Origin of the sequence: Roseovarius sp. B08, from assembly GCF_051417955.1 — a bacterium.
In the GTDB taxonomy this organism is placed as follows: Bacteria; Pseudomonadota; Alphaproteobacteria; order Rhodobacterales; family Rhodobacteraceae; genus Roseovarius.
Genome location: NZ_JBPRLW010000001.1, coordinates 2,387,885 through 2,407,965 on the forward strand (window position 1 = coordinate 2,387,885; position 20,081 = coordinate 2,407,965).

General features: G+C 65.3%; 20 protein-coding genes and 1 pseudogene. 12 read left to right on the forward strand and 9 right to left on the reverse strand.

The window, feature by feature from the left end; translation table 11 throughout:
- Positions 1-200: 200 nt before the first annotated feature.
- Positions 201-950 (reverse strand): maleate cis-trans isomerase family protein, encoded by a 750-nt coding sequence (locus tag ACSQ76_RS12075; protein WP_437156750.1) that lies wholly within the window; start codon positions 948-950, stop codon positions 201-203.
- Positions 947-2,064, reverse strand: a pseudogene (locus ACSQ76_RS12080) (anhydro-N-acetylmuramic acid kinase). The gene ACSQ76_RS12075 and the pseudogene ACSQ76_RS12080 overlap by 4 nt, the downstream one beginning before the upstream one ends.
- A 63-nt stretch (positions 2,065-2,127) precedes the next feature.
- Here ACSQ76_RS12080 and tyrS point away from each other — a divergent pair.
- The gene (gene tyrS / locus ACSQ76_RS12085; protein ID WP_437156751.1) at positions 2,128-3,381 is read left to right on the forward strand and encodes a tyrosine--tRNA ligase; all 1,254 of its coding nucleotides are present in this window, start codon (positions 2,128-2,130) and stop codon (positions 3,379-3,381) included.
- 89 nt (positions 3,382-3,470) lie between these two features.
- Here tyrS and ACSQ76_RS12090 read toward each other — a convergent pair whose 3' ends face one another.
- Together ACSQ76_RS12090 and ACSQ76_RS12095 are read right to left on the reverse strand one after the other, a co-directional pair.
- Positions 3,471-4,955, reverse strand: a complete 1,485-nt coding sequence (locus ACSQ76_RS12090; protein ID WP_437156752.1) for a peroxidase family protein — start codon at positions 4,953-4,955, stop codon at positions 3,471-3,473.
- Between the two features lie 164 nt (positions 4,956-5,119).
- Positions 5,120-6,124: a zinc-binding dehydrogenase gene (locus ACSQ76_RS12095; protein ID WP_437156753.1), complete on the reverse strand. Its 1,005-nt coding sequence runs from the start codon at positions 6,122-6,124 to the stop codon at positions 5,120-5,122.
- Positions 6,125-6,293: 169 nt separating this feature from the next.
- On the opposite strand from ACSQ76_RS12095, the gene ACSQ76_RS12100 reads away from it, so the two are divergent.
- Genes ACSQ76_RS12100 through arsH form a run of 3 tightly spaced genes read left to right on the forward strand, consistent with a single transcriptional unit; the run spans position 6,294 to position 8,441 of the window.
- Positions 6,294-6,626: an ArsR/SmtB family transcription factor gene (locus ACSQ76_RS12100; protein ID WP_437156754.1), complete on the forward strand. Its 333-nt coding sequence runs from the start codon at positions 6,294-6,296 to the stop codon at positions 6,624-6,626.
- Positions 6,627-6,654: 28 nt separating this feature from the next.
- Entirely contained in the window at positions 6,655-7,719 is a 1,065-nt protein-coding gene (gene arsB / locus ACSQ76_RS12105) for an ACR3 family arsenite efflux transporter (protein ID WP_437156755.1), read from the forward strand.
- Positions 7,716-8,441: an arsenical resistance protein ArsH gene (arsH, locus tag ACSQ76_RS12110; RefSeq protein ID WP_437156756.1), complete on the forward strand. Its 726-nt coding sequence runs from the start codon at positions 7,716-7,718 to the stop codon at positions 8,439-8,441. Before arsB ends, arsH begins: the two co-directional genes overlap by 4 nt.
- Positions 8,442-8,571: 130 nt before the next feature.
- Here the strand turns inward: arsH and aroB are convergent, their stop codons facing one another.
- A complete protein-coding gene (gene aroB, locus ACSQ76_RS12115) occupies positions 8,572-9,684 on the reverse strand; it encodes a 3-dehydroquinate synthase (protein WP_437156757.1) in 1,113 nt (370 codons plus the stop codon).
- A complete protein-coding gene (locus ACSQ76_RS12120) occupies positions 9,681-10,241 on the reverse strand; it encodes a shikimate kinase (protein WP_437156758.1) in 561 nt (186 codons plus the stop codon). Before ACSQ76_RS12120 ends, aroB begins: the two co-directional genes overlap by 4 nt.
- Before the next feature lie 110 nt (positions 10,242-10,351).
- Here ACSQ76_RS12120 and ACSQ76_RS12125 point away from each other — a divergent pair, with 110 nt between their 5' ends.
- From ACSQ76_RS12125 to ACSQ76_RS12140, 4 genes are all read left to right on the forward strand, one after another.
- The gene (locus ACSQ76_RS12125; protein ID WP_306129957.1) at positions 10,352-10,501 is read left to right on the forward strand and encodes a hypothetical protein; all 150 of its coding nucleotides are present in this window, start codon (positions 10,352-10,354) and stop codon (positions 10,499-10,501) included.
- Complete coding sequence (locus ACSQ76_RS12130) at positions 10,488-12,026, forward strand: hypothetical protein (RefSeq protein ID WP_437156759.1); 1,539 nt, start codon at positions 10,488-10,490, stop codon at positions 12,024-12,026. Before ACSQ76_RS12125 ends, ACSQ76_RS12130 begins: the two co-directional genes overlap by 14 nt.
- On the forward strand, positions 12,023-12,988 hold the full coding sequence (locus tag ACSQ76_RS12135) for a tyrosine recombinase (RefSeq protein WP_437156760.1): 966 nt from the start codon (positions 12,023-12,025) through the stop codon (positions 12,986-12,988). The genes ACSQ76_RS12130 and ACSQ76_RS12135 overlap by 4 nt, the downstream gene beginning before the upstream one ends.
- 215 nt (positions 12,989-13,203) lie before the next feature.
- Positions 13,204-14,511 carry an HlyC/CorC family transporter gene (locus ACSQ76_RS12140; protein WP_437156761.1) on the forward strand — a complete coding sequence of 436 codons (1,308 nt, stop codon included), beginning with the start codon at positions 13,204-13,206 and terminating at the stop codon, positions 14,509-14,511.
- A gap of 192 nt (positions 14,512-14,703) precedes the next feature.
- Here ACSQ76_RS12140 and ACSQ76_RS12145 read toward each other — a convergent pair whose 3' ends face one another.
- Positions 14,704-15,792 carry a PA0069 family radical SAM protein gene (locus ACSQ76_RS12145; RefSeq protein ID WP_437156762.1) on the reverse strand — a complete coding sequence of 363 codons (1,089 nt, stop codon included), beginning with the start codon at positions 15,790-15,792 and terminating at the stop codon, positions 14,704-14,706.
- A 203-nt stretch (positions 15,793-15,995) separates the two neighbouring features.
- Here ACSQ76_RS12145 and ACSQ76_RS12150 point away from each other — a divergent pair, with 203 nt between their 5' ends.
- The 3 genes from ACSQ76_RS12150 to ACSQ76_RS12160 all read left to right on the forward strand — a co-directional run bounded on the left by ACSQ76_RS12150 (position 15,996) and on the right by ACSQ76_RS12160 (position 17,614).
- Positions 15,996-16,700 carry a corrinoid protein gene (locus ACSQ76_RS12150; protein ID WP_152492615.1) on the forward strand — a complete coding sequence of 235 codons (705 nt, stop codon included), beginning with the start codon at positions 15,996-15,998 and terminating at the stop codon, positions 16,698-16,700.
- A 97-nt stretch (positions 16,701-16,797) separates the two neighbouring features.
- Positions 16,798-16,983 carry a hypothetical protein gene (locus ACSQ76_RS12155; protein ID WP_437156763.1) on the forward strand — a complete coding sequence of 62 codons (186 nt, stop codon included), beginning with the start codon at positions 16,798-16,800 and terminating at the stop codon, positions 16,981-16,983.
- A gap of 1 nt (position 16,984) precedes the next feature.
- On the forward strand, positions 16,985-17,614 hold the full coding sequence (locus tag ACSQ76_RS12160; protein ID WP_437156764.1) for a DUF1638 domain-containing protein: 630 nt from the start codon (positions 16,985-16,987) through the stop codon (positions 17,612-17,614).
- Positions 17,615-17,731: 117 nt separating this feature from the next.
- Here the strand turns inward: ACSQ76_RS12160 and ACSQ76_RS12165 are convergent, their stop codons facing one another.
- Entirely contained in the window at positions 17,732-18,142 is a 411-nt protein-coding gene (locus ACSQ76_RS12165) for a SufE family protein (RefSeq protein ID WP_306129964.1), read from the reverse strand.
- A 132-nt stretch (positions 18,143-18,274) separates the two neighbouring features.
- Between ACSQ76_RS12165 and ACSQ76_RS12170 the strand changes: the two genes are divergently transcribed.
- On the forward strand, positions 18,275-18,865 hold the full coding sequence (locus ACSQ76_RS12170; RefSeq protein ID WP_437156765.1) for a hypothetical protein: 591 nt from the start codon (positions 18,275-18,277) through the stop codon (positions 18,863-18,865).
- A 4-nt stretch (positions 18,866-18,869) separates the two neighbouring features.
- Here the strand turns inward: ACSQ76_RS12170 and rnd are convergent, their stop codons facing one another.
- Positions 18,870-20,030, reverse strand: a complete 1,161-nt coding sequence (gene rnd, locus ACSQ76_RS12175) for a ribonuclease D (protein WP_437156766.1) — start codon at positions 20,028-20,030, stop codon at positions 18,870-18,872.
- Positions 20,031-20,081: the final 51 nt, after the last annotated feature.

The window sequence follows — 20,081 nt, forward strand, 5'->3', positions numbered from 1 at the left end:
CTCGGAGATGTTTGGGTGATGCGCGGTTTCCCCCGTCTGGCGGCCCTTTTTTTGAGCGCCCTGCCCGCCCTGGCGGCGCTGCGAAAGGCTGGGGGCGTGCGGGGTGGTGGATGTCGGCGCGGCGCTTGGGTTTCCACCCACCCTTCGTGGCGGATATCATCCCGGATCAGGCCCGGGACGGGGTCGCGAAGGGCGGGCCGTCAGGCAACGGCGGTGCGCGCACCTTCGGCCTGGAAGAGCCGGCCGGGCCCCCATCCGCGGGCATCGGCGCCGGCGCGGCCCAGCAGGTGCCACATCAGCGCCTGGTTGGAACTGATGACCGGGAGGCCAAGCTCGGTCTCTAGCGCGTCGATAACGCCGAAGGTGCGCAGGTTGGTGCAGGAGGTGAAGACGGCCTGCACGCCCGTCGCCCTGGAGGCCTCGGTGACGGCGGCGTGGGTGGAGGCTTCGGTGATGCAGGCGACGCGGCGGTCGTCGGTCTCGCCGAAGCTGAAGTTGTGTGCCACCTCTATGCCGCGGGTTTCCAGGAAGCTGCGCAAGGGGGCCACGACGTCGGCCGCGTAGGGCGTGACCATGGCGATCCGGGCCGCGCCGAGTGTATTCAGGGCGGCCACCACGGCGCTGATCGGGTTGGTGACCGGCACGCCGGGATGGGCAAGCTGCACCTGCCCCTCGATCAGAGCCGCGCCCATCAGGGCCGAGGCGGACGTGCAGCCGTAGCCCACCGCGTCGAGCCCGCCGGGCAGCAGCGCGGCGGAGGCGGCCATGCGCTCCTGCATCGACAGAAGGTTCTCGGGCGTCACCTCGCTGTCGGAGAAGATGCGGCTGTGATGCAGGCCGACATCGCGGCCCGCAAGGATCGTACGGGCCTCGGTTTCGAGCGTCTCGTCGGTGCTGAGCACGATGAGGCCCAGGCGGACGGGCATACCATTGTCGAGCGCATAGGTCATCGCGAACTCCCATCCGGCCAGCTGACGGTGCCGCCGGCCACTGCCGCCGCGACGCCGGTGGTCGACGGGCAAGAGGTGGGCAGGCCGCGCAGGACGCGCACGGCGAGATGGCCGAAGGCCTGCGCCTCGAGCATGTCGCCGTCCAGGCCCACCGCCTCGACCGGGTCGACGACCGCGTCGAGCGCCGTGCGCAACATGGCCATCATCACCGGGTTCCGACGCCCGCCGCCGCAGACCAGCAGGCGCTCCGGCGGGGACGGACAATGCTCCATCGCCTGGAGGACCGCCGCCGCGCTCATCGCAGTGAGAGTGGCGGCGGCGTCGGCATCTGAAAGTTCGTGCACGAGGGTGTAGAGATCGGCGAAGGCGTCACGGTCGAGGCTCTTGGGGGGATCTTGCGAAAGTATGGCTCGTCGAGGAAAAGCTCGAGCGCGCCCTCGGCCACGGTGCCCTTGAGCGCCAACGCGCCGTCGCGGTCGCAAGGCTCGCCCCGGCGCTGCATCATCAGGTCGTTGATGGGGGCGTTTGCGGGGCCGGTGTCGAAAGCCAGGAGCGCGCCATCCTGGTCGGGGCGGTCGCGGCTGGGATCGATCCAGGTGATGTTACCCACCCCGCCGAGGTTGAGGAACGCGAGCGGACGGTCGGCGCCGATCCACCTGGCGCAGGCGAAATGGAAGAACGGCGCGAGCGGCGCGCCCTCGCCGCCCAGGCGCACGTCGGCCGAACGGAAATCCCAGACGACCGGCAGGCCGAGATGCATGGCCAGCCCCTCGCCATCGCCAAGCTGGTGGGTGCCGCGCCCTTGCGGCTCGTGCGCGAGGGTCTGGCCGTGAAACCCCACGAGCTGTGCACCGGAAAAGCGCGACAGCACGTCGACATGGGCCTGCTGGACGAGCGGCAGGACCTCCTGCCCCACCTCGCCCGGCCACTTGCCCAGGGCGTCGCGCAGAACGGCCTCTTCCGTGGGGGTATATGAGCGATAGGCGCTGTCGCCGAAGGCAAAGATCGTCTCGCCATCGGTCTGGACCATGGCGGCATCGACCCCGTCCAGCGAGGTGCCCGACATCGCCCCGAGCGCCCAGACCGGGCCGCTCTTCAAACCGGCCTTCAACATGGCCTTTTCCTTCGCCTGAACCATCCCTATACATGCCGCGCAAAACCAGCTGGGACAAGCAATATGACCTACCACGCCAAATCGGATTTCATGGCCACGATGATCGAGCGCGGCTACCTGGCCGATTGCACGGATTACCAGGGGCTGGACGACGCGCTGAGCGCGGGCGTGGTGCCGACCTATATCGGTTATGACGCCACGGCGCAGTCGCTGCATGTGGGGCACCTGCTGAACATCATGATGCTGCGCTGGCTGCAGAAGACGGGGCACAAGCCGATCACGCTGATGGGTGGCGGGACCACGAAGGTAGGCGATCCGAGCTTTCGATCGGACGAGCGGCCCTTGCTGGGGCCCGAGCAGATCGAGAGCAATATCAATGGGATGCAGCAGGTTTTCGCGCGGTACCTGGCCTATGGCGACGGGCCGACCGATGCGATGATGCTGAACAATGCCGAGTGGCTGGACGGGCTGAACTACCTGGAGTTCCTGCGCGACATTGGCCGGCATTTTTCCGTCAACCGGATGCTGTCCTTCGAGAGCGTCAAGTCGCGGCTGGACCGGGAGCAATCGCTGTCGTTCCTGGAGTTCAACTACATGATCCTGCAGGCCTATGACTTTCTGGAGCTGAACCGGCGCTATGGCTGCCTGCTGCAGATGGGCGGGTCGGACCAGTGGGGCAATATCGTCAACGGGATCGACCTGACGCGGCGGGTGCTGGACCACGAGATCTATGGCCTGACCTCGCCCCTGCTGGAAACGGCGGACGGGCGCAAGATGGGCAAGTCGGCGGATGGCGCGGTGTGGCTGAACGCGGACATGCGGTCGCCTTACGAGTTCTGGCAGTTCTGGCGGAACACGATGGATGCCGATGTGGGGCGGTTCCTGAAGCTTTATACAGAGTTGCCGGTGGACGAGTGTGAGCGGCTGGGCGCCCTGTCGGGAGCAGAGATCAACGAGGCCAAGGTGATCCTTGCGAACGAGGTCACGACCCTGCTGCACGGGGCCGACGCGGCGGCGAAGGCGCAGGCCACGGCCCGGGAAGTGTTCGAGAAAGGCGGCGTCGGGGACGACCTGCCGACGCTGGAACTGTCGGCGGCGGATGTGGGCGATGGAATCTCCATCGTGCAGCTGATCGTGAAATCGGGACTGGCCGGATCGGGCAAGGAGGCCAAGCGCCTGATTGCCGAGAACGGCGCCCGGATGGACGACCAGCCGCTGACGGATGCGGGGCTGATGGTGGACGCGCAGGCGTTGGCCAGCCCGATCAAGCTGTCGGCGGGGAAAAAGCGGCACGCGCTGGTGAAGATCGTCGGGTAAGACATTGGCGCCCCGGAATTTTTAAAAAATTCCGGGGCGTTTTCTTTTCAAGAAAACGGCGCGTTACGCTTGGGAGCCACCGTGCGTGTTCAGCCGCATTTCAGTTTGTCAGGGTGCAGGATATGGCTGCGATGCGCCTCGACATAGGCGATGATCCCGGCCATGCAGGACGGTTTGCCGCCAAAGCCCGACCAGGGCGTGAAATGCGGGATGTGCACGTAAGTGGTCGGATCACGCTTGAGCAGGTTGGCAAAGACCGAGGCGACGATGGTGCCGCCCACGCCGGTGAGCTTGCCGCCGCCCTGTTCCTTGGCCTCTTGCAGGGCATAGAACCACAGCGGTGTCTTCTTGAAGCCCTTGTCCTTCAGTTCGGGAGGAACCTCGACCGTGTCGGTGCCCAGATGCGCCGCGAACTGCTGGCCGCTGGCCAGTTGATAGGTGTAGCGGTCGCGCACCATGTTGCGCAGGGCGAGATTTTTCGATTGCGGCTCGGTCAGGGTGACATTCACGTCCTTGAGCTCGATCTGACCAGAGACGAAGGGCAGTTCCAGGAGCGCCGCGCCCAGTTTCGGGCCGACCGGACGCGCCTTTTGCGACTGGGTGCCGCCGCCCATCTCGAAGAAAAGGTTATAGTCGAGGTTCTGGTCTTCTGGCCGCTTGCCGAACCCTTGCGTGGCGAAGAGCGGCACGGGGCTTCCGACGGCGTTTATCTGGTATTCGAACTGCGTGGTGGCGTGGCCGAATCGATAGCACGCCCCGGTGAATTCGACCGGCATGACCGGCGCGTCCCAGTCAAAGACCAATGCGTGCATGGCCGCATCGAGGCAGTCCTGATGGACGAAGGCGTCGAGCAGTTCGTTCCAGACGATCCATTGGTAGTGGAGGCGGATGAAGCGGCGCACCTCCTGGAAACTGGTCAGGCCGGGCGAGACATGGGCGTCCCAGACCTCCTCGGCCATGCCTGAATGGGCGCAAGCCTTGATGTCGGCGGCCTCGGAGCCGCCCTCGATCACCTTGCTCATGAGAATGTTGTGCAGTTCGATGAAGATGCCCTGGATCTGGGCCACGATGATGTTCTCGTCATTGCGCGGATCGCCGATCAGGGCCTTGCCGGCGCAGGTCCGGGCCAGGTCGAGCGCGTTGTCCTGGCGCCCGAACATCAGCATGTGATCCTGCTCGCCTGCGCCGTAGAGATGTGGCGAGGCCTCGGGGCCGTCGCCGTAGACGCAATCGAGATCGAGGCCGGGCGTGCGGATGTTGCGGATCGTCGCCGGGTCGATCCGCGTACCGAGCGCGGACGTCGCGTCGAGAGTGATGTCGTGGTCGACGAACTGGCCCAGGAACGTCATGCCGGCATCGGCCGGGCCGTCCTCGATGCTGGTGGCGCGCATGGATTGCGCCAGGGCGTCGAGCGCGTTCACGACATCCTGGTGGGTGATGTTCTCGATGAACACCGGGTTGGCCGGCTTGAGGCGTCCCAGCGTTTGCACGAAGGGCTTCGCCGGACCTTCGTTCTGAAGACATGTCTTGACGAGTTGGTCGAGCCGCGTAAGGCCGTGATGAATTCCTGGCATGGGAAATTCTCCTGATTAGAAAATGAATTGAAAAAAGTTCACATCGGTCCGGGAAAAAGTCCGGATACCGGAAGAGTAGCATATTCTAAGGCTAAACTCAACCTTGGCGTGTTTTTGTCGGGCGGGGCGGCCCCGGATTTCATGAGATCCCGCGTCGTTCTCGTTCACGCACCGGGGTCATCGCTGGCCCAGGGTTTCAGCATGACCTTCCCGCCACGACCGGGGGTCAGAGACGCATTCACCGCATCGGCGATCCGGTCGAGGGGATACGTGCCGCTGGTCGCCAACGGCAGCTGGCCCTGCATTGCCAGCGCCACAAGGTCGGACATCAGGCTCTCGCGGCGCTCGGGGTCCATTTCGGATATGACGCGCGCCCCCCAGAAGCCCTTGACCGTGATCTGCTTCATGATGAGCGGTCCCGAGGCAAGCGGCATCGGTTCGCCCGTGGCAGTTCCGAAGACGAAGATCTCGCCGTCGCTGGACAGGAGGTCGACGAGATGCGCCGCGATGTCGCCGCCGACGGAATCGATGGCCGAGACCACTTTGCCGTCGTTTACGGTCTTGCGAACCTGATCTTTCCAGTCGCCGTCAGAGGTGGAAAAGACATGCTCTGTACCTGCTTCGCGCAGGTCCTGCACGGCCTCGTCCCGACGCACGAGGTTGACGAGGTGGATGCCGCGTTCGCGGGCCAGAACAGCCATGATGCGGCCCACCGCGCCATTGGCGGCGGTCTGGATGATCCAGTCGCCCTTGTCGGCCTTCAGGCTGTCGAGCAGGGACATGGCCGAGAACGGCATGGCGATGAGCTGCGCGCCCTCTTCGTCGGAGATCTTCTCGGGCAAGGGCAAGAGCCCGTTTGCGGGAGCGAGAACATACTCGGCCCAGGTGCCATGCACGCCTGCCACGGCGACGCGCTGGCCCTTGAGACCGTCATCGACGCCCGCGCCCACGGCATCGACAATGCCCGCGGCCTCGGAACCGCCGATGGCGCCGGGCAACGGCGGCTTGTAGCCGTAGGTGCCGCGTACCGTCCAGAGATCGTGATTGTGAATGGGGGACAAAAGAACCTTGACGCGCACCTGCCCTTCGCCCGGCTCGGGCGTATCTGTGTCGGCGGCGTAGAGAACCTTTGCCGGGTCGCCGAATGTGTCGTGGAGGGCGGCTTTCATGAGGATCGGCCTTTCGTTTCGAGAATGTCGCCTGTGCGTGAGCCTCGCCCCGGCGGAACGGGTGGCGACGGGTTTTGTTCCTGCGGTGCCGTGCTGCCGTGGCGGCAGCGGGCCCAGGTGATGAAAACGTCGCTTGCCTTTCGCGACACATATCCATACTTCTCGATTTATGGATAAAACATGCGCCCTTTCCGCCCTTCAGGCCCTGTCGCAGGACACGCGGCTGGATGTATTTCGCCTGTTGATGCGCGCCGGCCCCGAGGGGGTGGCGGCAGGAGAGATCGCGGCGATGTGCGGCGTGCGCCAGAACACCATGTCGGCGCATCTGTCGGTGCTTTCGCGGGCCGGGCTGATCCGGGCGGCGCGGGAGGGCCGGTCGGTGCGCTACCGTGCGGAGATCGAGGGGGTCCGGGGGCTGTTGGCCTATCTCGTGGAAGACTGCTGCGGCGGAAATCATGAGCGATGCCGATCGCTTATAGACGGTATTTCACTTCAGTGCTGACTTTGCGAAAATGGAACGAGGGCCAGAGATGACCGACAGGGTCGACACACCGAAGGAGAGCGGCCTGGGCGTTTTCGAACGCTACCTCAGCGTTTGGATCGCGCTGGCGATCGTGCTGGGTATTGCAATCGGGGCCGTGGCGCCGGGGCTGGTCGAGGCGGTCGCGGCGGCGGAGGTGGCGCGGGTCAACCTGGTGGTGGCGGTGCTGATCTGGGCGATGATCTATCCGATGATGATCGGCGTGGACCTGAGCACCATTCCGGCGGTGGCGAAACAGCCGAAGGGGCTGGTGATCACGCTGGTGGTCAACTGGCTGATCAAGCCCTTCACCATGGCGCTGCTGGCGGTGCTGTTCTTCGAATACGTTTTCGCGCCGTGGATCGCGCCGGAGGATGCGGCGCAATACATCGCGGGACTGATCTTGCTGGGCGCGGCGCCCTGCACGGCGATGGTGTTCGTGTGGTCGCAACTGACGAAGGGCGACGAGACCTACACGCTGGTGCAGGTGTCGGTGAACGACCTGATCATGGTCTTCGCATTCGCCCCCATCGTGGCGCTTCTGCTGGGTGTCACGGACATCGCGGTGCCGTGGCAGACACTGGTGACGGCGACGGTGCTTTACGTGGTGCTGCCGCTGGTGGCGGGGCTGTTGACGCGGCGGATGTTGGGCTCGAAAGCGGCGATCGAGGCGTTCACGGCGCAGGTGAAGCCGTGGTCGATCATCGGGCTGATCGCCACTGTGGTGATCCTGTTCGGCTTGCAGGGCAGCATCATCCTGGCCAACCCGCTGGTGATCGCGCTGATCGCCGTGCCGATCCTGATCCAGAGCTACGGGATATTCGTGCTGGCCTATGGCGCGGCCTACATGATGCGCGTGCCGCACCGGGTGGCGGCACCTTGCGCGATGATCGGAACGTCGAATTTTTTCGAACTGGCGGTGGCGGTGGCGATCAGCCTTTTCGGGCTCAATTCCGGGGCGGCACTGGCCACGGTGGTGGGCGTGCTGGTGGAAGTGCCGGTGATGCTGTCGCTGGTGGCGTTTGCCAACCGGACAAGGCGCCGGTTCGCCGAAAGAGAGGAACGACACGTATGAGTGACATGCCCAACCTGAATACGGGCGCCCTGCCCGATATCGATCATGACAAGCTGTTCCCGGCGGAGCGCGCGTGCCATGCGCCGCGCGTCCTGCTGCTCTATGGCAGTTTGCGGGAACGGTCGTTTTCACGACTGCTGAGCGAGGAAGCGGCGCGGATCTTGGGCCACCTCGGTGCCGAGACCCGCACGTATGATCCCCGCGGGCTGCCCCTGCCCGACGACGCGGAAGTCAGCCATCCGAAGGTGGCGGAGTTGCGTGAGTTGGTGATGTGGTCCGAAGCCATGGTCTGGGTCAGCCCCGAGCGGCACGGCGCGATGACCGGCGTGATGAAGAGCATGATCGACTGGATCCCGCTGGCGCCGATCGGAGGGATTCGCCCAACGCAGGGCAAGGTGCTGGCTGTGGCGCAGGTCAGCGGTGGGTCGCAAAGCTTCAACGCGGTGAACCAGATGCGTATCCTGGGGCGCTGGATGCGAATGCTGACGATCCCCAACCAGTCTTCGGTGCCGAAAGCGTGGGACGCGTTCGACGAGGCGGATCGGATGAAGCCGGGGCCGCTGTATGACCGGGTGGTGGACGTGATGGAGGAGTTGGTGAAGTTCACGGTCCTGACACGCGGACAGGCGGGGTATCTCACGGACAGGTATTCCGAGCGGGTCGAGAGTTTGGAGGAGTTGTCGACGCGGGTGAACGCGTCGCAGGCAATCGGGACAGAGTGACCGTGCGGGGCGTGGGTTTCCACCCACCCTACGCTATTCGGCGGGAGGCATCCCGGACCTGATCCGGGATCTTCTGGCGGCGGGATTACCGGGTCAGAAAGACAGAGGATCGGGCGCTCCGAAAGTGAGGTCACCGGGCGGCGAGCGCGTCATCCAGAACCTTGCGAACAAATTCCATATCCACGTCTTCGGCCACGTAAGCGTCTCCGATGCCGCGGGCGAGGATGAAGCGCAGCTTGCCGTCGACCACCTTCTTGTCCTGGCCCATGAGGTCGATAAGGCCGTCTGCATTTGGCAATTCCCCTGCTATATCAGACAGATCGACCTTCATGTTCATGTCGCGCAGATGGGCGCGGACGCGGCTGGGGTCTTCCTGGGAACACAAGCCAAGGCGGCTGGAGAGTTCGAACGCCAGGGCGCAGCCGATGGCGACGCCTTCGCCGTGCAGCAGGCGGTCGCCATAGCCGGTGGCGGCCTCGAGCGCGTGGCAGAAGGTGTGGCCGAGGTTCAGTAGTGCGCGGCGCCCGTGCTCTTTTTCGTCCTCGATGACGATCTCGGCCTTCATCTCGACCGAGCGTTTGACCGCCGCGATCCGGGCGGGCATGTCGCCCCGTGCCACCTCGGGGCCGTGGGTTTCGAGCCAGTCGAAGAAGGCGGCGTCGCCCAGCAGACCGTACTTTACCACTTCTCCGTAACCGGCGAGGAAATCGCGATTTTTCAGTGTTCCCAGCACGTCCGTATCGGCCAGCACGAGGCTGGGCTGGTGGAAGGCGCCGATCAGATTTTTGCCCTGGGGGGCGTTGATGCCGGTCTTGCCGCCCACGGAACTGTCGACCTGGGCCAGAAGGCTGGTGGGGACCTGCACGAAGCGGACGCCGCGGCGCAGGACGGAGGCGGCAAAGCCGACCAGATCACCGATCACGCCGCCGCCGAAGGCAATGACCACGTCGCTGCGCTCGATCTTCTCGGACAAAAGCCATTCGACGCAGCGTTCGAACTGTGGCAAGCCTTTGGTGCCTTCGCCGGGGGGCAGCGCGAGGGCGGTGCTGTCGATGCCCTCGGAACCCAGACCCGCCTGAAGCGTGGAGAGGTGCAGGGCACCCACGGTCTCGTCGGTTACGATGGCGACCCGGGGCCGGCGCAGCAACGGCGCGATCAGCGCTCCGGACCGCAACAGAAGGCCGGGGCCGATATGGATGTCATAGGCTCGCTCGCCCAGGGCCACGTTCACGCGTTCAGTCATGGCGCGGGCTCCAGAACGTCGGGGCGGGTGGCCAGTGCCTCGGCCACTTTGGCTGCCATCTGGTCGATCGTGTAGGTCGGGTGCGCGGGCACCGCGAGGTCGGCCATCTGGTAGAAGGGCAGACGGGCCTCGTAGAGGTCCGTCAGCGTCTTTCGGGGATCAGCTGTGCGCAGCAAAGGTCTGGTATCCTTGTGTTTTACCCGGTTCCACAAAAGCCGAAGATCGGCCTTGAGCCAGACCGACACGCCCTTGGCGCCGATCAGGGCGCGGTTGCGCTCGGACAGGAACGCGCCGCCGCCGGCGGACAGGATGCCGCGCTGGCCGTCGAGCAGACGGTCGATGACCCGGGTTTCGCGGTCGCGAAAGAACGCCTCGCCGTCGCGGGCGAAAATCTCGGAAATCTTCATGTTGGCGGCGGCCTCGATCTCGACGTCCGAATCGAGGAACGGCACATCAAGCATGGCCGCCAAAGCTTTGCCAACAGCGGTTTTTCCTGCCCCCATCATCCCCACGAGCACGACGGTTTTCTTCAATTGCCAACGCTCGGTGCCGGCCAATGTCGGCGCTCCTATGCCAATCTTGTCTTTTCGTGCACTGAATGACGTGATCTTGATGAAATTGCCAGTTATAAAGTGGTAAAAGACGGCAAAACGCGGGCAGGCAACACATGTTCAGATTGATCAAATGGCTGATCTACCTTGGTATTCTGGCGTTCCTGGCGCTGATCGGCTATGCCTATATCGGCCCCTTCTTCGGGGCGGATTTTTCGCCCGAGCGAGAAGAAATTCGACAGGAAATCATTCTTGAAGACTCTTGAAACCGTTGTTTTTTCCATAATTCTTGCCGCGCCGGCCATGGCGCAGGAGCCGCTGACGGCCATCGACTGGCTGAAGGACCCCGCGCCGATCAGCGTCGCCCGACCGCTGGAGGAAGCGCTCAACCCGCCAGTCGCGGATGACGTGGAAGGCGCCGTCGTGCCGGATGTGGACGTGATGCCGCTGGACGGCGCACAGCCCGACGGAGCGGGGCTATTGCCCGGCAGCACGACGGGTTTGCCGCCGAACCTGTGGGCCGGGAGCGGTACCGACACGCTGGTGTCGATGTTCTCGCGCCTGCCGTCGGACCCTCTGCCGGCGATTCAGGCGCTGTACTATACCCTGTTGCTGGCCGAGGCCGAGGCGCCCGCGGACGCCGGCCCGGAGGCGCGGTTCTTGCGCGCGCGGCTCATGGCGCTGCGCAAGATGGGGGCGGTGGATCCGGCGTTGGCGCTGGTGCAACAGGCCGGTCCCTATGACGCGAGCCTTTTCGACCAGTGGTTCGACCTTGCCCTGTTGAGTGGCACCGAAGAGGAGGCTTGCGCGGCGCTGTCCCAGGACCCGGACCTGAGCGAGCGCTATGACGCGCGGATCTATTGCGGGGCGCGCACCGGCGCGTGGCAGACAGCCGCGCTGACCTACGAGACGGCAACGGCCCTGGGCGTTCTCGACGCTGCCAGCGTGCGGTTGCTGGCGCAGTTCCTCGACCCCGAGACGATCGACGCGGAGATGTCCCTGGCCCCTTCGGCAGAGATGACGCCGCTGCTCTATCGCCTGTACGAGGCGGCGGGTACGCCCCTGCCCACGCGCAACCTGCCGCGGGAATTCGCTGTTGCCGACCTGCGCGGGCTGACCGGGCTGAAGGCCGAGATCGAGGCGGCCGAGCGGCTGACCCGCACCGGCGCCCTGCCCGCGAACCGCCTGTTGGGACTTTACACCGACCAGAGCCCGGCGGCCTCGGGCGGGGTGTGGGACCGCGTGGCGGGCGTGCAGAAGCTGGAACAGGCAATCGTGGACACCGATCCGCAAGCCGTGGCGCGACACCTGCCGGGGCTGTGGCGCGACATGAAGCGTGAAGGGCTGGCCGTGGCCTTTGCCACACTTTTCGCGCAGTCGCTCTCGACGCTGGACCTGGACGGGCGGGCGCGGGAGGCAGCGTTCGAAATCGCGCTTCTGTCGCAGGATTACGAGACCTTGGCCCCCGACCTTGCCGGAAGCGATGCGCGGTCGCGGTTCCTGGTCGGGGTGGCACAGGGCGCGCCGGACGCCGCGCTGGCCAGCGAGACGCCGCAGATCGCCATCGCCGAGGCCTTTGCCGCAACGGAGGCCCATCCCGACCATGCCGACATGCTGAAGGCCGGGCGGCTGGGTCAGGCGATCCTGACCGCGGCGTTGCAGCTGGACACAGCCGGGCCGAACCAAGCCAGTGACATCGTGGCGGGCCTGTCGACGCTGCGGGCCGTCGGGCTGGAGGATACCGCGCGGCAGGCGGCCTTGCAGATCCTGCTGCTGAAGGCCGACACGTGAGCACGCGGCACTGGCTGGCGAATTTCCTCGACGCGCAGGCCGCCGAGGCCGGGGCGGCGCAGAACACGTTGCAGGCCTATGCGCGCGACCTGACGGATTTCACCGAGTGGCTGGCGCGCGGCGGCAAGGGCGCGGCCAGCGCGGCGCAGGCGGATATCGAGGATTATCTGGTGCATTGCGACGCACAAGGATTGGCGCGGTCGACGCGGGCGCGGCGGCTGTCGGCGATCAGGCAGTTCTACCGCTTTGCCTTTGACGAGGGGCTTCGCGACGACAACCCGGCGATTCAGATCAAGGGGCCTGGGCGCGACAAGCGCCTGCCCAAGACGTTGCAACTGGAAGAGGTGGACCGCCTGCTGGAAGCGGCGCGGCAGACGGGGCGGGGCAAGGTCGACCGGCTGCGCAACACCTGCCTGATGGAGTTGCTCTATGCCACGGGGATGCGGGTGACCGAGCTGGTGTCGCTGCCGGTGGCGTCCTGCCGGGGCGATCCGCAGATGCTGCTGGTGCGCGGCAAGGGCGGAAAGGAGCGGCTGGTGCCGATGTCGCCCCCGGCCCGAGCGGCGCTCAACAACTGGCTGAAGGCGCGCGATGACGCCGAGGCGGCGGCGAAGGCGAAGGGCAAGCCGGCCTTTCCTTTTCTGTTTCCCTCGGGCGGCAAGACGGGACACCTTACGCGCAACCGCTTTTTCCTGCTGGTGAAGGAGTTCGCGGTGACCGCCGGCATCAGCCCCGAGCGGGTATCGCCGCACACGCTGCGCCACGCGTTCGCGACGCACCTGCTGGCCGGAGGAGCCGATCTGCGGACGATCCAGACGCTCTTGGGTCATGCCGACGTGGGCACCACGGAGATTTATACCCATGTGCTGGAGGACCGGCTGCGCGAACTGGTGTTCGACGCGCACCCGCTGGCGCAGGAAGAGCGGCGCAAGGCCTCGGGGGGCACGTCTTCGGACGGTTAGCAGCGACAACAGGTGTCGAGGTCGCCGGTGCGGTTGGTACCGCGTCCACCACGGCCTGCAGGGCCTGCGTTGCATGCAGGGGCGCGCAAGGCCGGTCGAAGGCCGATATCCGCTTGTCCCGCGCGCCCGAATTGGCAAGTTTCATCGCCTGTTTCCTTGAATGACCGGCGTCCACGCCCCATAACCCCTGCAACGCATAATCCGAATGTTGGACAATGGAACCCGTCTCGACAACCTTTGACGCCGCCTTCTGGATCACCGCCGGCGCGATCCTTCTGCTTCTGGTCCTGTCCGCCTGCTTCTCGGGCAGTGAAACCGCGCTGACCGCCGCCTCGCGGGGCAAGCTGCGGGCGCGGGCCGACAAGGGCTCGAAAGGCGCCGAACAGGCGCTCGAGATCACCGAGGACAACGAGCGGCTGATCGGCTCGGTCCTGCTGGGCAACAACCTGGTGAACATCCTGGCGACGTCGCTGGCCACCGCGCTTTTCACCCGCGCCTTCGGCGAAAGCGGCGTGGCGCTGGCGACGCTGGTGATGACGCTGTTGGTGCTGATCTTTGCCGAGGTTCTGCCCAAGACCTACGCGATCACGAATGCCGAGGCGGCGGCGGCGCACGCGGCCCCCGTCATCCGCTGGGTGATCGTCGTGTTCTCGCCCGTGGTGTCCGCGGTGCGCCTGCTGGTGCGCGGCGTGTTGCGGGTGTTCGGCGTGAAGACCGATCCCGACAGCCATATCCTGGCCGTGCGAGAGGAAATCGCCGGGGCGCTTTACCTTGGCCATTCCGAGGGCGTGGTGGAAAAGGAGGACCGTGACCGCATCCTGGGCGCGCTGGACCTGGGCGACCGCGCGGTCGAGGAGATCATGCTCCATCGCAGCCAGATCGAGATGATCGACGCGGCGCTGGAGCCCGAGGCGATTTTGGACCAATGCCTGAAGTCGAACCACACGCGCCTGCCGATTTATCGCGACGATCCCGACAACATCATCGGGGTGGTCCACGCCAAGGACCTGCTGCGCGCCATGCACACGCTGGCGCTGCAGGCCGAGGGCGCGCGCGGGGCGCTGGCGACGTTCGATATCTGCGACGTGGCGATGGAGCCCTATTTCGTGCCCGAGACCACGACGCTGGATGACCAGATGCGCCAGTTCCTGCGCATGCGGAGCCATTTCGCGCTGGTGGTGGACGAGTATGGCGACTTGCAGGGGCTGATCACGCTGGAGGACATCCTGGAAGAGATCGTGGGCGAGATCACCGACGAGTTCGACCCCGACGGCGACCACCCGGTGGGGCGCAGCGAGGATGGGCAGTTCCTGGTCGACGGCGGCACGACGATCCGCGACCTGAACCGGGCGACGGACTGGACCCTGCCGGATGACGAGGCCAACACGGTGGCGGGGCTGGTGATATACGAGGCGCAGATCATCCCCGAGGTGGGACAGGTGTTCAATTTCCACGGCTTCCGTTTCGAGGTCGTGGAAAAGGAAGACAACCGGCTGACCAAGCTGAAGGTACGGAAATTGTAGCGCGGGTGTGGTGGGTTTTCACCCACCCTACGGATGCATCGAGGTCCCGGGTCAGGCCCGGGACGGGTTTGCGCGGCATCAGGGCGCGGTGGTGGGGTGGAACCCCACCCTACGGCAGCCGGGTAGTTGTCGCGCGGAATCGTTGGGTGGGTGAGACACCATGCGCCCTTCCATCCGATCTGCCCGCCGATCTCAGAACAGCTCCATCTGGTCCCCGGTCCGTGCCGGCGGTTCAAACAGATCACACCTGAGCTGCGGTTGCTTGCCATCCAGACCCAACCGTCTTGCCGCGACCTTGAACCGCTGCGCCACCATCTCGGCATAGGGCCCCGACCCGCGCATCCGGCGGCCCCAGTCCGAGGCATAGTCCTTGCCTCCGTGCATGTCGCGGACGTGCCCCATGACGCGGGCGGCGCGGTCGGGGCAGGCTTCTGCCAGCCATTCGCGGAATAGCGGCGAGACCTCGAGCGGCAGGCGCAGCATGATCCAGCTCGCGGCCTCGGCCCCTGCCCCTGCCACGGATTTCAGGATCGGCTCGATCTCGTGGCAGGTCAGGCCCGGTATCACCGGCGAGACCATGGCCCGGACGGGGATGCCCGCGCCGGCCAGACGTTCGATGACCTTCAGGCGCCGGGGCGGGGCCGGGGCCCGTGGCTCCATCCTGCGACTCAGCGCGGGATCGAGCGTGGTGACCGAGATGCCCACTCGCGCCAGCCCGCGCGCGGCCATGTCCGACAGGATGTCGATATCACGCTCCACCAGGCTGCCCTTGGTGACGATGGCAACCGGGTGGTTGAACTCCGACAGGACCCGCAGGCAGTCGCGCATGATGCGCTCGGTCCTTTCAATCGGCTGGTAGGGATCGGTGTTGGTGCCGATGGCGATGGGTCGGACGCGGTAGCCGGGCTTGCGCAATTCGGCGGCCAGCACCTCGGGCGCGTCGGGCCGGGCGACCAGCCGGGTTTCGAAGTCGAGCCCTGCCGACAGGCCGAGCCAGGCGTGGCTGGGCCTGGCGAAACAATAGATGCAGCCATGCTCGCAGCCCCGGTAGGGATTGATCGAGCGGTCGAACGGCAGGTCCGGCGAGCGGTTGTAGGTGATCATGCTGCGCGGCCGCTCGATGGTGACGCGGGTGCGCAGGGAGACTTCCTCGGGCACGGCATTCCAGCCGTCATCCTCGAAACTGCGTGTCCGCCGCTCGTACCGGCCCACGGCATTGCTGACCGCGCCCCGTCCGGAACGGCGCAAGGAAGGATCGACCGTGTCGGGCGTATCGGACATGCCCCTATTATAGGAACATTAAGGGAACATATGCAACATGCCGATCGTCAGCATAGGCGTATTCCCCCCTGGCCGCCCGGAATCTGCGCTATCTGTCGGTGCAAGAACCGCGCATGTCGGAATTGGAGAACCGTGTGCGACAAAATGGACGTAATCGCGGGGGCTAGACACCAGGCCACGCGCCGCATCAAGGGATCAATCCTATGTCCGACGAAGAAGACGACATCATCCTCAGCGAACTGGACGACGAGGAACTTGTCCAGCAGATGTTCGACGACCTCTATGACGGTCTGAAGGAAGAGATCGAGGAAGGCGTCAACATCCTGCTCGAGCGTGGCTGGCAACCCTATCAGGTGCTGACCGAGGCGCTGGTGGGCGGCATGACCATCGTGGGCAAGGATTTCCGCGACGGCATCCTGTTCGTGCCCGAAGTGCTGTTGGCGGCCAACGCGATGAAGGGCGGCATGGCCATCCTCAAGCCGCTGCTGGCGGAAACCGGCGCGCCGCGCGTCGGCAAGATGGTGATCGGCACGGTCAAGGGCGACATCCACGACATCGGCAAGAACCTCGTGTCGATGATGATGGAAGGCGCCGGGTTCGAGGTGGTCGATCTGGGCATCAACAATCCGGTCGAGAACTATCTCGAGGCGTTGGAAACCGAAAAGCCCGACATCCTGGGCATGTCGGCGCTGCTGACCACCACGATGCCCTACATGAAGGTCGTGATCGACACGATGGTCGAACAGGGCCTGCGCGACGATTACATCGTGCTGGTGGGCGGCGCGCCGCTGAACGAGGAATTCGGCAAGGCCATCGGAGCCGACGCCTATTGCCGCGACGCCGCCGTGGCGGTGGAAACCGCCAAGGACCTGGTGGGCCGCAAGCACAACCAGGGCGCCACGGGCTGAGCCTGGGCCGGATCTGAACAACAAGGCCCTGCCCGACCCGGCGGGGCTTTTTTCTTGGGGGTCCGATGCTTATGTCAGCCGGGAAAGGATCGCGCCCATGCCGCTCAACAAGCTGGTTTTGCTGCTTCTCGTCGTGATCGCCGCCGCCGGCGGCACGATCTTCCTCGTCACCACGGCCTGGGGGCCGGAGGCACTGTCGGAGAACTGGATGGTGGCGGTGCCGCTGGTGCTTGGCATCTACCTTCTGGTGCGCTTCATCGGCCTGCGCGGCGGCGGGCGCTGATATGCTGCCGAGCGACGCGACCCTGACCGAAGACGGTTTTGCAGAGCCGGGGAAAGGCCGCATCCTGCTCATCGCCTGCGGCGCGCTCGCGCGCGAAATCCTGGCGCTGAAACGCGCCAACGGCTGGGATCACATGGTGCTGCAATGCCTGCCGGCGAAATTCCACCTCTACCCCGACAGGATCGTCACCGCAGTCGAGGAGACCGTGGCCGCGCACCGCGACGCCTATGACGACATCTTCGTGGTCTATGCCGATTGCGGCACCGGTGGCCTCTTGCAGGCGAAATGCCGCGAACTGGGCGTCGAGATGGTCGAGGGGCCGCATTGCTACTCCTTTTTCGAGGGCAACGAGACCTTCGCCGCCCGCGACGAGATCACCGCGTTCTATCTGACCGATTTCCTGGTCAAGCAGTTCGACGCCTTCATCTGGAAGCCCATGGGCCTAGACCGGCATCCCGAGTTGCGCGACATGATATTCGGCAATTACACCAAGTTGGTCTACCAGGCGCAGGTCGAGGATCCCGCGCTGAAGGCCAAGGCGCAAGAGTGTGCCAAGCGGCTCGGTCTCGAATTCGAATACCGTTTCACCGGCTATGGCGACCTCGAAACCGCGCTCATCGCCCGCGCCTGAGCAGCTTTTTCCTCTGGCTATAAATATCCCGGGGAGGAGGTCGAAACATCGTTTCGACCGGAGGGGCAGCGCCCCTCTTCACAGGAAAATCGAGCGTGGCGCAGCCACTCGATCCGATCAGGCCGCCTCGGAGGCCACCGCGCGGATGCGCTGGATCATCGCGCGCAGCCCGTTCGAGCGTTGCGCCGACAGGTGGTCGTTCAGCCCCAGCCGGGCCAGTTCGCCCGGGGCGTCGACCGCGCCGACCTGTCCCACGGGGACGCCGTTATAGAGCGTGCGCAGCACCGCGATCAGGCCGCGCACGATCATGGCGTCCGAATCGCCGTCAAAGCGGAAACTGCCGTCTTCCGTCTGCGGATGCAGCCAGACCTGGCTGGCGCAGCCATCCACCTTGGTCGCAGGCACCTTCAGCGCGTCATCGAGCGGCTCCATCGCGCGGCCGCGGTCGATGACGTACCGGTACCTGTCTTCCCAGTCTTCCAGAAACTCGAAATCCTCGACGATCTCCTCGAATGCCGGTTGCGCCATGCGGCTGGTCCCCTTTTCACTTGGCTTTCACCACAATTAGGCATGCAACACCGCGCGGTCCAGTGCGCCAAGTCTCTTTTCAAGCCCGCGCGGATGGGGTAGTCGAAAAGAAACGACGAAGGGGCGGTCGAAATGCGGGTTCTGCTTTCGCTGATGTTGATTTCGAGCATGACGCTGACGGCATGCAGCGGCTGGCGCGACTCCGGAGCCAACCCGCGCAACTGGTTCGGCAACAGCCGGTCCACCCCGGTCGTGAACACAACCAACACCGGCGAACGCCGCTCGCCCAGCGACCGGCAGACAGGCAACCCGCTGATCGAGGACCAGAATGCCGAGCTGATCGTGCGCCGCAATGCCTCGTCGGCGCAAAAGGCGGGCATTTTCCGCCGCCGCGCCAAGGTCGATATCTACGACGGCAGCCTGGTGGACCAGGTGACCAGTATGGTGGTCGAGCCGCTGCCCACGGGCGCCATCGTGCGCGTGACCGGCCTGCCCCAGCGCGAAGGTGCGTTCGACGTCCGGCTGCTGCCGGTCAGCAAGGACGGCCCTATCAACGGCGTGATGGAATACACGTTGAACGCCTATCAGCCGATCGAGACGCCGGTCGGAACGCAGAGCACGCGCGAAGTGCGCGTCGGCGCGTTCCTGAGCAACAACGACCTCGAAGAGATCAACGAGATCCGCGTGCGCGGCGAGCTGAACGCCCTGAGCTCGCGCCGCTGACGGCTCAGAGGTCGATCGCCACGATCGACCCGCGGCGCGCGGCCAGGGCCACCTTGCCGTCGCAAAGCCGCATCGCATCGTCGCCGAACACATCGCGCCGCCAGCCACCCAGGGCCGGCACGTCGCGTTCGCCCGCCGAGATCGCATCGAGATCGGCCGCGGACGCAATCAGCTTCGAGGCGACCGAATACTCCTCGGATTTCGCCTTGAGCAAGACGCGCAGCAAATCGGCCAGCGCCGGGTTGACTTGAAGGCGTTCGCGGCTGCGGTCGGGCTTGGGCAGATCGTCGTTCGGACAGTCGAGACCCGCCTTGACCGCCGCGGTGATGCCGTCGGCAATGTCGCCGCGCCGCGCCTCGCGCAGCAAGAGCCGCGAGCGCGACAGGTCATTCGCGGATTTCGGTTTGGTCGAGGCCAGTTCCACCAGCGCGTCGTCCTTGAAGACCCGGTTGCGGGGAATGTTGCGGGTCTGGGCATACTCCTCGCGGAAGCGCGCCAGTTCGCGCACGATGGCCAGGAAACGGCCCGAGGAGTTGCGCGTCTTGACGCGCTGCCAGGCCTCTTCGGGACGGGTGACATAGGTTTCGGGGTTGGTCAGAACCTGCATTTCCTCGGCCACCCACTTGTCCCGGCCCGACTTGGCCAGCTTGGCGGCCAGGAATTCGTAGATATCGCGCAGATGCGTCACGTCCGCCAGTGCATAGGTCTTCTGCGCCTCGGTCAGCGGCCGGCGCGACCAGTCGGTGAAACGCGAGGTCTTGTCGAGCGACTGCTTGGCGATCTTGCGCACCAAGGTCTCGTAGCCCACCTGTTCACCGAAGCCGCAGACCATCGCCGCCACCTGAGTGTCGAAAAGCGGATCGGGGATAAGCCCGGCATCGACATAGAAGATCTCGAGATCCTGCCGCGCGGCGTGGAAGACCTTGACCACGGAGGGATTGCGGAAAAGCTCGTAGAGCGGTTCGAGCGACATGTCCTGCCCCTCGATCGGATCGACCAGCACAGCGTCGCCCTCCCCGCGTGACGGCAGGGCCAGCTGGATCAGGCAGAGCTTGGAATAATAGGTGCGCTCGCGCAGGAACTCGGTATCGACGGTGACATACTCGGCCTCGGCCGCGCGGGCGCAAAAGGCGGCGAGCTCTTCGGTTGTGGTGATAGTGTGCATTCCTGCTCCGGCGGATCAAACGTGGTAGTCCAACCGCCTATACCGAGGCGC